Origin of the sequence: Fulvimarina endophytica (assembly GCF_003403015.1) — a bacterium.
GTDB classification, from domain to species: Bacteria; Pseudomonadota; Alphaproteobacteria; order Rhizobiales; family Rhizobiaceae; genus Fulvimarina; species Fulvimarina endophytica.
In genome coordinates, this window is the sequence record NZ_QURL01000005.1 from 509,891 (window position 1) to 522,168 (window position 12,278).

The following is a 12,278-nucleotide window of genomic DNA, read 5'->3' on the forward strand; positions in this document are numbered from 1 at the left end:
TGCGTGCTGCCTCACAATTCACGTAAAGTTCCACGAAGAGCGGGCGTTACGAAGCGTGTTTAAGCGGCATGCGGGCCGAAGCCAAGCAAGGGAACATCCGATTTGACGGATCACGTCGGAAACAGCGGACACGATCCGGTCGAGCAGGCAGGCCGATTGGGCTCCGCAGCCGATCATGCGGGGCATTCGACGACCGAAGACGCACGTCAGGCGCGCGAGTTCGCGAGCGCCCGGCGGTCCGGTCGCCGCGTGAAGACCCTGAAGATCGTGCTGCCCGTCGTCGGCTGCCTCATCGTCGCCGCCGGTATCGCGATCACGGTGGTCGCCCGTGCGATCCCCGACGGGGTCCGCCTCTCCAATGCCAGCATCCAGGACGGGCGCGTGGTGATGGACGATCCGCGCATGTCGGGCGTCGACGCCAATGACCGCCCGTTCCAGCTCGTCGCCCAGAAGGCGATGCAGGCGATCACGGGCGGCGCCGTCGATCTGGAGGGCATCAACGCCAAGGTCTCGATCAGCGACGATGCCAGCGCCGTCATCCGGGCGAGCGCGGGGCACTACGATCCCGAGGGCCAGAAGCTCAATCTCACCGGCAAGCTCGACGTCCAGACGACCGACGGCATGGAGATCGCCATGCGCTCGGCGGCGATCGATCTCGACGAGGGCGTTCTGACCAGCGACGAGCCGCTCTTCATCCAAACCTCTCGTCAAGAAATCCGTGCTAATGCTCTGCGACTGAGCGATAGCGGCGACAAGATCCGGTTGTCCGGCGGCGTCTCGATCGTTCTGAAGCCCGACCGGGCCGCCAACGGCGTCGAGGACCCGGCCGACGACGGTCTCAAGGAGGCCGCCGCTATCATGAACGATCCACGCCTGGCCGACGCCGAGCCCTTTTCTCCCGGAGACCAATGATCATGCGACCCTCCTCTGCGATCGTCACGGCCGCGCTCCTCGTCGGAGCCATCGGCGCATCCATTCCGGCCGCTTACGCGCAGGAGGGAAGCTTCGGCAGCAGCTTCAACGGGCTTCAGGTCGACGGCAACCAGCCGATCTCGATCGAGTCGAGCACGCTCGACGTGGACGACAAGGCGGCGATCGCGACCTTCACCGGCAATGTCACGGTGGCTCAGGGACCGACGGAACTCAGAACCGGCAAGCTCATCGTCCACTACAAGGGCAACTCGGCGCGCGGCGGAACGACCAACGCCTCCACCGGCGGCGGCGGCCTTCCGGGCGGATCGAGCTCGATCGAGCGCCTCGAGGCGTCCGACAAGGTCTATGTGAAGTCGCAGGATCAGGTCGCGACGGCCGAACGGGCGACCTTCGACATGGCCAGCAATCTGGTGGTGATGAGCGGAGACGTGGTGCTGAGCCAGGGCGACAACGTCGCCGAGGGATGCCGCCTGACGATCCGCATGGATACGGGCCAGGCCAAGCTCGAATCCGCCAACTGCGACGGCGCTTCCTCCGGAGCCGGCGGCGGCAGCGGCCGGGTTCGGATGATGCTGACGCCAGGCAACAACTGACACGATGCTCGACAGAATGACGCCGGCTGACCGGCACGAGGGGTCCGGTGGCCAGCTGCCGGATCGCGCCTTTCCGGACGGCACCACGCAGCGCAGCCAGGGTGTCCTGACGGCCGAGGGTCTGACCAAGACCTATCGCGGTCGCCGGGTCGTCGACGGCGTCGGCCTCTCGGTCCGGCGCGGCGAAGCCGTGGGGCTCCTCGGGCCGAACGGCGCCGGCAAGACGACCTGCTTCTACATGATCACGGGTCTCGTGCCCGTCGACGACGGAACCATCACGCTCGACGGACAGGACGTGACGAAGGTGCCGATGTATCGGCGCTCGCGCCTCGGGATCGGCTATCTGCCCCAGGAGGCCTCGATCTTCCGTGGCCTGTCCGTGGAGGACAATGTGCGTGCGGTGCTCGAAGTGTCCGAGCGCGACAAGACCCGGCGCGAAGCGGAACTGACCTCCCTTCTGGAGGAGTTTCACATCGACCATCTGCGCAAGCAGCCCTCGACTTCGCTTTCGGGCGGAGAGCGGCGCCGCTGCGAGATCGCCCGCGCACTCGCCTCAAAGCCGACCTTCATGCTGCTCGACGAGCCCTTCGCGGGCGTCGATCCGATCGCAGTCGCCGACATCCAGGCTCTGGTGCGCCACCTCACCCAGCGCGGGATCGGCGTTCTCATCACCGACCACAATGTGCGCGAGACGCTCGGCCTCATCGACCGCGCCTATATCATGCATGCCGGACGGGTCCTGACCCATGGCAGCCCGCAGGAAATCGTCGACGATCCGGACGTGCGCCGTCTTTACCTTGGCGATCAGTTCAGCTTCTGAAGAAGCCTGCGGCCGGCCTTGAATCTGTTGACTCCCGTGGCGCGGTCGCGCTTGATGTCAAGGCATCGGTTCGTCTTCGAACATGCCGGCCGGGCCGGGTCGACGGCGGAGGTCGCCTCCCCGGTCGATGCCGGCTTCGCCTCGCATCGATGAGCATCTTCAATCGGAGAGTCTGGGTTCAGCGTTCACCATGGCCTTAGCTGCGAAACTTCAGTTCCGGCAGAGCCAGTCCATGGTGATGACGCCGCAATTGCTGCAGTCGATCCGGCTGCTGCAATACGGCCACGGCGAGTTGAAGGCGTTTCTCGACGCGGAGATCGAGCGCAATCCCCTTCTGACCATCGCTCCCGGACAGGCTCTCACGACCTCCGTTCCCTCGCCCGAGATGGCGATCGGGGCGGGGATCGGCGCGATGTCCGGAAGTGTCGGCGCGTCCCTTCCCCCCGCGACCCAGGCGCGCCATCGCGGATCGAGCGGCACCGGGTCGTCGGCCGCTTCCGATCACGGCCTCGAAAATCTCGCCGACGACAGGGTCTCTCTCCTCTCCCACGCGCTCGGCGAGGCGCGCGACATCGCGGGCGGGGCGAGGACACGGGCGATCGCGGAAGCCTTCGCCGACGCCCTCGACGAGAGCGGCTATTGCCGATCGAGCCCGGCGGAAATCGCCGCTGAGAATGGGTTCGAGCCAGATCTCTGCGAGACGGTTCTGCGAAAGCTCCAGGCGCATGCGGTGCCGCCCGGCCTCTTCGCCCTCGATCTGAAGGATTGCCTCGCCATCCAGCTGACGCGGCAGAACCGCTACGATCCGGTGATCGGTGCGGTGATCGACAATCTGCATCTTCTCGCCAATCGCGATTTCGCGGCGCTTCAGCGCCTGACAGGTGAGGATCAGGAAGGCCTTCTGGAGATCCTGGCGGAAATCCGCGCCCTCGATCCCAAGCCCGGCCATGCCTTTGTCGGTGGCGGTGCCGAGAGCATCGAGCCGGACGTCCTGATCCGCGAGGACGGGGCCGGCGGCTGGATCGTCGAACTCAATCCGGAAACCCTGCCCCGCGTGCTGACGGACCGCACCTATATGAAGCGGGTGCGCCAGACGGCGAAGAGCGAGCCGGACCGCGCCTTTCTCAGCGAATGTCTGCAATCGGCGAGCTGGCTGGAGCGCGCCCTGGAAAGCCGGGCGCAGACCATTCTGAAGGTCGCCGAGGAGATCGTCAGGCGCCAGGCGGGTTTTCTGTCCGAAGGCGTGACGGGCATGAAGCCGATGACCCTTGCGGCGGTCGCCGAGGCGATCGGCATGCACGAGTCGACGGTGAGCCGTGTCACGCACATGAAATTCGTCGCAACGCCGCGCGGCGTCTTCGAGATGCGCTTCTTCTTCACGCGCGCCATCGCGGCGGCCGATGGCGGGGATGCCCATTCGGCCGAGAGCGTCAAGCACCGGATCCGGTGCCTGATCGGAGCGGAGGTCGCCGGCAAAGTGCTCTCCGACGACGACATCGCGGCGGTCCTGAAGAGCGAGGGCGTCGACCTCGCGCGCCGAACCGTCGCGAAATATCGCGAGGCGCTCGCGATCCCCTCCTCCATCCAGCGCCGACGCGAACTGAACGCGCGGCGCCTTGCGTCATAGGGCACCGCACGCAAGCGGCGACGCGGCCGTTTTGCGACCGGTAACGGAGGTTACTTTTCGGCGAGCCGCGCTGCATCCACCCGCACGGCTTGCGCGTTGACATTGCGAGGGCCGGTCCATAGAAGGCGCCCGTTCCGGCAGATGCCGTCATCGTGGGATGCGGATGTCGGAAAATGCGTCTAGACTGGCCTTTCGCCCTGCTGTCGGTGCGTTCGCGCGGCGGGCAGGACGTGGCAAAGGATGCGAAGAGGACAACGGTGATGACTATACGTGTTTCCGGCAAGCACATGGAAGTCGGTGAAGCGTTCCGCACTCGAATCGAGGAACGTCTCGGCGAAGCGGTCGACAAATACTTCGACGGCAATTTCTCAGCCTCGGCCGTCGTCACCAAGGCGGGCAACCGCTTCTCCTGCGACTGCGTGATCCATCTCGATACCGGCGTCGTGTTCCAGGCCCAGGGCGAGGCCCACGATCCAGAGGCGAGCTTCGCCGAAGCCGGCGAGAAGATCGAGAAGCGGCTGCGCCGCTACAAGCGCCGCCTCAAGGATCATCACGCCAACGGCAATCACAAGACCCTCGCCTACCAGATCATGGAAGCGATCCCGGAAGAGACCGAAGAGGTTCCCGAGGACTACGCTCCGGTCATCGTCGCCGAGACGACCCTCAATATCGGGACCCATTCCGTGGCGGGCGCCGTCATGGAACTCGACCGGCAGGACGGCCCCATGGTTCTCTTCCGCAATGCCAAGTCCGGCGACATCAACATCGTGTTCAGGCGCGCCGACGGAAATGTCGGCTGGGTCGACCCGTCCGCCTATGCGAGCGAAGCGTGAGGGCCGCGTAAGGTCCGTCGACGAGTCTCGACAGCGCAAATCTCACGAGAGGTCGTGTTTTTCATGGATTTCGAAACGCTCATCGAGCCGGCAGCGATCATGCCGGTTCTGAAGGCCACGTCGAAGCGTCAGGTCCTGCAGGAAATGTCTGCCAAGGCTGCCGAACTGATCGGGCGCTCCGAGAGGGAGATCCTGGAGACGATCCTCAACCGCGAGAAGCTGGGCTCGACGGGTGTCGGGCACGGCATCGCCATCCCCCACGGCAAGCTCGTCGACCTCCCGCGCATTACCGGCGTGTTCGCGCGTCTGCAGAAACCCGTCGATTTCGACGCCCTCGACGAGGAGCCGGTCGACCTGGTGTTTCTGCTTCTGGCACCGGAGCATTCCGGTGCCGATCATCTGAAGGCACTTTCGAGGGTCGCGCGTCTCCTGCGCGACCCCGAAACCGTATCGACCATTCGCGGCGTGCAGGATGCCGGCGCGATCTTCGCGGCCATGGCTCACTCGACCACGCAGAACGCCGCATGAGCGGAACGCTCACCGTCCACCATCTCAACGATTCGCGGTCCCAGCGCGTCCTCTGGCTGCTCGAGGAGCTGGAGCTCGACTACCGCATCGAGCATTATCAGCGCGATCCCGACATGACCGCGCCCGAAAGGCTGCGGGAGATCCATCCGCTCGGAAAGTCGCCCGTCCTCACCCATGACGGCCGGACGATCGCGGAGACGGGCGCGATCATCGAATACATCCTGTCGCTCAAGCCCGATCACGGAATGCTGCCGCCCGAGGGCACGCCGGACTACTGGCAGGCGCGTCACTTCCTGCACTATGCCGAAGGCTCGGCGATGCCGCCGCTCTTCCTGATGCTCGTCCTCGGCATGATCCCCGATCGCGCGCCCTTCTTCGTCAAGCCCGTCCTGTCGGCGGCGATGGAAAAGGTTGAGGAGAGCTATGTCGCGCCGGAGATCGCCAAGCATCTCGACCACTGGGAGCATGCGATCGGCACGGGCGGCTGGTTCGCCGGCCCGAACTTCTCGGTCGCCGACATCATGATGAGCTTCCCGGTGGAAGCGGCCGGCAAGCGCTTCGGCTACGACGCGCGTCCCAAGCTGCGCGCCTTCCTCACCACGATCCACGAGCGCGATGCCTATCGCAGGGCGCTGAAGCGCGGCGGGCCCTACGCCTACGCCTGACGGAAGCGCCGGCCACCTCCCATCCACACATATCGCACGACGTGCCGAAAGGCGCGCTGTGTGTTCCCGCGCGCGCGAGTCTCGGACATCGATCCGGGCTCAGCACCTGCGCCCAGGTCCGAGACGTGACAGGTCGGCTTCGTCGCAATGCGTCGCGGGCGACCCGTTTCTTCCCAAACAAAAACCCCGCGCGACGCATCCAGCATCGCACGGGGTGACTATGTGTTGGCAATATCGAACGCGACGAAGACCGGGGACCCGGCCTTCGGCTCGATAGGAAGCCTTGCGGCAGGCCGTTACTCGGCGCTCGCCTCTTCGGCGGCCGGAGCGTTCTTGGCGGCTTCAGCGTCGGCAGCGGCCTTCTCGGCGGCTTCGCGAGCGTCTTCCTCACGCTGCTTGCGCTCGGCCTCGCGCTCCTGCGCCTTCTTGCCCGGCAGCGCCTTCTTGGGGTTCTTGCGCTCGGGACGGTTGGCGATACCGGCCTGGTCGAGGAAACGGAGCACGCGATCGGTCGGCTGGGCACCTTCCGAGAGCCAGTGCTTGATGCGCTCCTCGTTGAGCTTCACGCGCTCGCCATCCTTGGGGAGCATCGGGTTCCAGGCGCCGAGCTGCTCGACGAAACGGCCATCGCGCGGTGAGCGGGCATCGGCGACGACGATGTGGTAGTAGGGGCGCTTCTTGGAGCCCGCACGGGCCAGACGCATTTTCAGGGGCATTGGTTCTTCCTTCTGATGGGTGGATCGCCTGAAAGCGGCATCCACCATTCTTTTGATTGACTGCGTGTTCGAACCGGCCTTGGACCGGCTATCTCTTCTTCCCCGGCAATCCGGGAAGGCCGGGAATGCCACCGCCAGACCCTGGAAGCCCCGGAAGGCCGCCCGGTCCGCCGAGACCCGGCGGCATCGAGGGCATGCCGGCGCCACCGCCCTGCTGCATGGCCTTCGCCATCTGCTCGAGTTGCTTGGGGTCCATCTTGGACAGGTCGGGCATGCCGCCCATTCCACCGGGCATGCCGCCCAGTCCCATCTTGCCGGCAAGGCCGCCCATCATCTGCTTCATCATCCCGCCTTTGCCCTTCTTGCCCATGGTCTTCATCATGTCGGCCATCTGGCGGTGCATCTTCAGGAGCTTGTTGATCTCGGCGGAATTGGTGCCCGAACCGGCCGCGATCCGCTTCTTGCGGCTGTGCTTCAGAATGTCGGGCTGCGAGCGCTCGGCGGGCGTCATCGACCCGATGATGGCGAGCTGACGCTTCAGCATCTTGTCGTCGAGACCGGCGGCGGCCATCTGGTCCTTCATCTTGCCCATGCCGGGCATCAGGCCCATCATGCCGCCCATGCCACCCATGGTCTGCATCTGGCGGATCTGGTCGGCGAGATCGTTGAGATCGAACTTGCCGGACTGCATCTTCTTGGCCATCGCCGCGGCTTTTTCCGCGTCGATGTTCTCGGCAGCCTTCTCGACGAGGGAGACGATGTCTCCCATGCCGAGGATCCGGTCGGCGATGCGCGAGGGATGGAAATCCTCCAGCGCGTCCATCTTCTCGCCGACGCCGATCAGCTTGATCGGCTTGCCGGTGACCGCCCGCATGGAGAGGGCCGCGCCGCCGCGTCCGTCGCCGTCGACGCGGGTCAGCACGATACCCGTGACGCCCACGCGCTCGTCGAAGGACCGGGCGAGATTGACCGCGTCCTGACCGGTCAGCGAGTCGGCCACGAGCAGGATCTCGTGCGGCTTGGTCCGGGCCTTGATGTTGGCCATCTCGACCATCAGAGGCTCGTCGATATGCGTGCGGCCGGCCGTATCGAGGATCACCACGTCGTAGCCGCCGAAGCGGGCCGCCTGCTCGGCCCGGACCGCGATCTCGACGGGCCCCTGGCCCGGAATGATCGGCAGGGTGTCGACTTCGGTCTGCTCGCCGAGAACCTTCAGCTGCTCCTGCGCAGCCGGACGGCGCGTGTCGAGCGAGGCCATCAGCACCTTCTTGCGCTGCTTCTCCTTCAGCCGCTTGGCGATCTTGCCCGACGTCGTGGTCTTGCCCGAGCCCTGGAGGCCGACCATCATGATGGTGACGGGGGCCGGTGCATTGAGGTCGATCCCGACCTGGGTCTCACCGAGTGTCGCGATCAGCTCGTCATGGACGATCTTGACGACCATCTGGCCCGGCTTGATCGACTTCAGAACTTCGGCGCCGACGGCCTTCTCGCGCACGCGCTCGGTGAATTCGCGCACGACCTCAAGCGCCACATCGGCTTCGAGCAGGGCACGGCGGACCTCGCGCAGGGCGGCGCTCACATCCTTTTCGGAGAGCGAGCCGCGACCGGTCAGGCCGTTCAGAATGGACCCGAGGCGGTCCTGAAGACTATCGAACATGGCTTTCCCTTTTCCCTGTCGTCAGAAGCTTGCCTTCCGACAAGGTGGCGCGCCCACCGCCGTCTCGCAAACAGAACCGGCCGAAGCGGACCACCCGAGGGCGATACGCCATAGCAAAGCGCCATCCGCGGGCGAAACTCGCTGGCGGATGGTGACCTCCGGGCGGCTCTTCGAAGAGAGGGGCCCGGTCGGCGGATCTGAAGACGACGATGAACGCGTGAGATCAGCGCGGGTCAAACCATGAAAGGCGCCTCATGTCAAATTCGCGGCCCCGTGTCTTGCGGCGGTCCCGGCGACGCAGGATCCGACACGGGCGGCTCTGCAGCGACCGGACGCCTCGAAGCATCGAACCGAAAGGAGGTCGTGCATCGGATCACCCGATGCGCGACAAAGGCGCTAGCCGGGTGTGCACTTCGGACGCCTTTGCGTTTACGTGGGAGATCGCTGTTCTAGCTCCCGTGTCGGCAAGGGGCCCGTATCACTCTCGACGATTATGGAAGCGAGACCAAATTGATCGCCATCAGCGTGCTCGGCACCTTCGCCACCCTGCTCGTTCTCGCGGCAGCCATTCCGTTCACCCGCATTTCCCACGGCCTCGTCCGCATCTGCGAATTTCCCCGTCTCCAGATGGTGGTGATCGCCCTCGTCTGCCTTCTCGTCACGCCCATGGTGGTGACCGACCCGGTCTGGCTCGCGGTCCTGATCACCGCACTCGTCGCCGTCATCGGCGTCCATTCCTATGCGATCGGTCAGTTCACGCCGATCCGATCGCAGCAGAGCCATGTCTACCAGGGCGATCCCGAAGGCGACAACGTGGTGTCGGTCCTCTCCTGCAACGTGAAGATGTCGAACCGGGACTATGCGACCTGCCTTGCCATGACACGCCGGGCCGACGCCGACATCGCCCTCTTCATGGAGACCGACGAGGGATGGGCGGACGGGTTGACGCCCTTGAAGGAGGACTATCCCCACGTCGTCTCGCGGCCCTTCGACAACTCCTACGGAATGATCCTCTATTCCCGTCTGCCGCTCGACAACGTCGACGTGAAGTTCCTGACCATGGACAAGGTGCCATGCATCGTCAGCGATGTGCATCTCAGAAACGGCGAGACGATCCGCATCTATTGCGTCCACCCCGAGCCACCGGTGCCGAATGCCGATTCGTCAGGGCGCGATGCCGAACTTCTTCAGGTCGCAAAGCTTGCGATGGAAGACGGCATCGCCTCGATCGTCTTCGGCGACCTCAACGATGTAGCATGGTCCCATACGACACGCCTCTTCCAGCGCCTGTCGGGCCTGCGCGATCCGCGCGTGGGGCGCGGTTTCTACAACACCTTCGATGCCCGCTACCTGCTCCTGCGCTGGCCGCTCGATCATCTGTTCCACGACGACCACTTCTCGCTGGTCAAGATCGAACGGTGCGAACATATCGGCTCCGATCATTTTCCGATCTATTTCAAGCTCGCCCTGACCTCCGATATCCGGCCGGCGGACGAGCCGGAAAAGCCCAATGGGGAAGACAGGGAGGAAGCGCGCGACATCGAGGATCAGGCGAGAGAGCTCGACCGTCCGGCGATCGGCAGCGACTGGGAGAAATAGAGCGGTCCGTAACGGGCATCCGTCGGCCCTGTCCTGCCCCGATTACGTTGTCGACGGCGCGGATTGGGAGTAAGCGAAGGCTCTCGGCCCCCATGCCGGCCGACCTCCCTCGACGTTCGGGTGAGGTGAAAGCCGAAAGCTGCCCATGACCGACCAGCCAACCGACGATCTCGGCGCAAAGCCCGGCGCCGGCGATACCGTCACGCCGGACGACGACCGCTTCGCCGCATTCCGCAACGATCGCTTCCTGCGCTACTGGCTGGCCCGGTTCCTCGCGGCCTTCGCAATCCAGATCGTCGTCGTTTCGGTCGGCTGGCAGGTCTACGATCTGACGCGCGATCCATGGGATCTCGGCCTGATCGGCCTCTGCCAGTTCCTGCCGGCCCTCCTCCTCGTTCTCGTCACCGGCGCCGTCGCGGACCGCTATTCACGACGCTGGATCATGGGCACGACGACCTTCATCGAGGCGTTCAGCGTGGTCGGCCTGATGATCCTCACCTGGGAGGGAGTGGGCTCGCCCGCACCCATCTTCGCGGTTCTCGTCGTCATCGGCATTGCCCGCGCCTTCTTCGGCCCCGCCTCCCAATCCCTCGTCGTGAACCTCGTGACCCGCGACGAACTGGCCAATGCGATCGCCTGGAACTCGTCCTCCTGGCAGATCGCCTCGATCACGGGTCCCGTCGCCGGCGGACTTCTCTACGGACTGTCGCCGCTCGGGGCCTACGGAACCGGCGCGGTCATGCTGTTTGTTGCGACGGGTCTCATTCTCTCGATCCGCGCGCCTGCCCAGCGGTTCGAGAACGAGCCGCCAAGCCTTCAGACGATCGTCGCCGGCTTCCGCTTCATCTGGCACGAGAAGGTGGTGCTCGGCGCCATTTCGCTCGATCTCTTCGCCGTTCTTCTCGGGGGTGCCGTCGCTCTGATGCCGGTCTATGCCCGCGACGTCCTCGACGTGGGCCCGTGGGGTCTCGGCCTGTTGCGCGCGGCGCCCGGGGTCGGCGCGGTCCTCGTCGCCCTCTGGCTCGCCGCCCATCCGATCAAGAACAATGCCGGCGCGATCATGTTCGCCTTCGTCGCCGCGTTCGGCGCATTCACCGTGGTCTTCGGACTGTCGACCGCCCCCTGGCTCTCGATCGTCGCACTCGCGCTGATGGGAGCCTCCGACATGATCTCGGTCTATGTCCGCGAGACGCTGATGCAGCTCTGGACACCGGACGAGGTCCGCGGCCGGGTCAACGCCGTCAACATGGTCTTCATCGGAGCATCGAACGAACTCGGCGAATTTCGCGCGGGCGCCATGGCGAGCATCATCGGCGCCGTTCCGGCCGTTGTCCTCGGCGGCTGCGCGACGGTCGGCGTCGCGGGGCTCTGGGCCTATCTGTTCCCCGATCTGCGCAAGGCCAAGCGGCTCGCGGCGCGCGAATGAGGACGACACGGCCGTGCGGACCCGGGAAGGTGCCGGCTTGCCCCTCGCTCAGCCCCGGCTCGAACCGACGAGGGGTTCGCGGTCTTCGCCCGAAGCGCTCCGATCCTCGACCCTCTCGCCGAAGATCCGTGTCAGGAAGGCGTCGAGCCAGCGCCGCACCGGCTCGTCGTAGATATGCCGGCCGTGGAAGTGCCGTGCCCGTTCCTGCGCGCCCGGCAGCGTCAGCCGCTCGTGTCCACGCGTCGTCCAGCGATAGACCATGGCCATCGTGAGTTCGGCGTGGAACTGGACCGCAAAGGCGTTCTCGCTGTAACGGAAGGCCTGATTGGGATACCAGTCGCCCTCGGCAAGAAGTTCAGCGCCCGCCGGAAGGGCGAAGCCGTCCGTGTGCCACTGGTAGATCATGTCCGGCCAGTCCGGCAGCAGTCTGCGACCCGCGGCCGTCGCCCGTAGCGGATAATAGCCGATCTCGGCGAGACCCTCGTGATGATTGCCGACCTTCGCGCCCAGATGGCGGGCAAGCATCTGTGCGCCGAGGCAGATGCCGAGCAGCGGCTTGTTCTCCCGCAAGGGGACACTCAGCCAATCGGTCTCGCGGTCGATATAGTCGAAACCGTCGTTGACGCTGACCGGACCGCCGAACACGATCGCGCCCGAATGCTCCGCAAGCGTTGCGGGAAGGGGCTGGTCGAGCACCGGGCGACGGATGTCGAGCCTCAGCCCATGGCGCTCCAGCACCTGGCCCACCCGGCCGGGAGTGGAACTCTCCTGATGGAGGACCACCAGGATCGGCTTCTTGTCGCGGCCGTCCAGGCGATATCGTCCGCCAGCCTTCGGCCTGTCCGAATTGGCTGCGAGACGTCTGAGAAGAGATATGTCCT

At 65.4% G+C, this 12,278-nt stretch carries 12 protein-coding genes; 9 read left to right on the forward strand and 3 right to left on the reverse strand.

Annotation, left to right across the window (positions count from 1 at the left end; genetic code table 11):
- The first annotated feature begins 102 nt into the window (after positions 1-102).
- The 7 genes from lptC (at position 103) to DYI37_RS14400 (ending at position 5,999) form a co-directional block, all read left to right on the forward strand.
- On the forward strand, positions 103-912 hold the full coding sequence (lptC, locus tag DYI37_RS14370; protein ID WP_245413925.1) for an LPS export ABC transporter periplasmic protein LptC: 810 nt from the start codon (positions 103-105) through the stop codon (positions 910-912).
- 2 nt (positions 913-914) lie between these two features.
- Positions 915-1,526 (forward strand): LptA/OstA family protein, encoded by a 612-nt coding sequence (locus DYI37_RS14375; protein WP_245413926.1) that lies wholly within the window; start codon positions 915-917, stop codon positions 1,524-1,526.
- 4 nt (positions 1,527-1,530) lie between these two features.
- Positions 1,531-2,346: an LPS export ABC transporter ATP-binding protein gene (gene lptB, locus DYI37_RS14380; protein ID WP_245413927.1), complete on the forward strand. Its 816-nt coding sequence runs from the start codon at positions 1,531-1,533 to the stop codon at positions 2,344-2,346.
- A 190-nt stretch (positions 2,347-2,536) separates the two neighbouring features.
- A complete protein-coding gene (gene rpoN, locus DYI37_RS14385; RefSeq protein ID WP_116683930.1) occupies positions 2,537-3,973 on the forward strand; it encodes an RNA polymerase factor sigma-54 in 1,437 nt (478 codons plus the stop codon).
- A gap of 260 nt (positions 3,974-4,233) precedes the next feature.
- Positions 4,234-4,806: a ribosome hibernation-promoting factor, HPF/YfiA family gene (hpf, locus tag DYI37_RS14390; RefSeq protein ID WP_116684005.1), complete on the forward strand. Its 573-nt coding sequence runs from the start codon at positions 4,234-4,236 to the stop codon at positions 4,804-4,806.
- Positions 4,807-4,869: 63 nt separating this feature from the next.
- Positions 4,870-5,334 carry a PTS IIA-like nitrogen regulatory protein PtsN gene (ptsN, locus tag DYI37_RS14395; protein ID WP_116683931.1) on the forward strand — a complete coding sequence of 155 codons (465 nt, stop codon included), beginning with the start codon at positions 4,870-4,872 and terminating at the stop codon, positions 5,332-5,334.
- Positions 5,331-5,999, forward strand: a complete 669-nt coding sequence (locus DYI37_RS14400; RefSeq protein ID WP_116683932.1) for a glutathione S-transferase — start codon at positions 5,331-5,333, stop codon at positions 5,997-5,999. Before ptsN ends, DYI37_RS14400 begins: the two co-directional genes overlap by 4 nt.
- 296 nt (positions 6,000-6,295) lie before the next feature.
- Here DYI37_RS14400 and rpsP read toward each other — a convergent pair whose 3' ends face one another.
- Both rpsP and ffh read right to left on the reverse strand, forming a co-directional pair.
- Complete coding sequence (gene rpsP, locus DYI37_RS14405; RefSeq protein WP_116683933.1) at positions 6,296-6,715, reverse strand: 30S ribosomal protein S16; 420 nt, start codon at positions 6,713-6,715, stop codon at positions 6,296-6,298.
- 88 nt (positions 6,716-6,803) lie between these two features.
- On the reverse strand, positions 6,804-8,372 hold the full coding sequence (gene ffh, locus DYI37_RS14410) for a signal recognition particle protein (protein ID WP_116683934.1): 1,569 nt from the start codon (positions 8,370-8,372) through the stop codon (positions 6,804-6,806).
- A 510-nt stretch (positions 8,373-8,882) separates the two neighbouring features.
- Here ffh and DYI37_RS14415 point away from each other — a divergent pair.
- Complete coding sequence (locus DYI37_RS14415) at positions 8,883-9,971, forward strand: endonuclease/exonuclease/phosphatase family protein (RefSeq protein ID WP_116683935.1); 1,089 nt, start codon at positions 8,883-8,885, stop codon at positions 9,969-9,971.
- 145 nt (positions 9,972-10,116) lie between these two features.
- Entirely contained in the window at positions 10,117-11,397 is a 1,281-nt protein-coding gene (locus tag DYI37_RS14420) for an MFS transporter (protein WP_116683936.1), read from the forward strand.
- Positions 11,398-11,445: 48 nt separating this feature from the next.
- On the opposite strand, the gene DYI37_RS14425 is transcribed toward DYI37_RS14420, so the two are convergent.
- A complete protein-coding gene (locus tag DYI37_RS14425; RefSeq protein ID WP_199520170.1) occupies positions 11,446-12,210 on the reverse strand; it encodes a glutamine amidotransferase in 765 nt (254 codons plus the stop codon).
- Positions 12,211-12,278 lie beyond the last annotated feature (68 nt).

Excerpts from the sequence above, each read along its gene's own strand:
- DYI37_RS14420 (WP_116683936.1), top strand. The coding sequence starts at position 10,117 with ATGACCGACCAGCCAACCGACGATCTCGGCGCAAAGCCCGGCGCCGGC.
- lptB (WP_245413927.1), top strand. The coding sequence starts at position 1,531 with ATGCTCGACAGAATGACGCCGGCTGACCGGCACGAGGGGTCCGGTGGC.
- ffh (WP_116683934.1), bottom strand. The coding sequence starts at position 8,372 with ATGTTCGATAGTCTTCAGGACCGCCTCGGGTCCATTCTGAACGGCCTG.
- ptsN (WP_116683931.1), top strand. The coding sequence starts at position 4,870 with ATGGATTTCGAAACGCTCATCGAGCCGGCAGCGATCATGCCGGTTCTG.
- rpsP (WP_116683933.1), bottom strand. The coding sequence starts at position 6,715 with ATGCCCCTGAAAATGCGTCTGGCCCGTGCGGGCTCCAAGAAGCGCCCC.
- DYI37_RS14375 (WP_245413926.1), top strand. The coding sequence starts at position 915 with ATGCGACCCTCCTCTGCGATCGTCACGGCCGCGCTCCTCGTCGGAGCC.
- hpf (WP_116684005.1), top strand. The coding sequence starts at position 4,234 with ATGACTATACGTGTTTCCGGCAAGCACATGGAAGTCGGTGAAGCGTTC.
- rpoN (WP_116683930.1), top strand. The coding sequence starts at position 2,537 with ATGGCCTTAGCTGCGAAACTTCAGTTCCGGCAGAGCCAGTCCATGGTG.
- DYI37_RS14400 (WP_116683932.1), top strand. The coding sequence starts at position 5,331 with ATGAGCGGAACGCTCACCGTCCACCATCTCAACGATTCGCGGTCCCAG.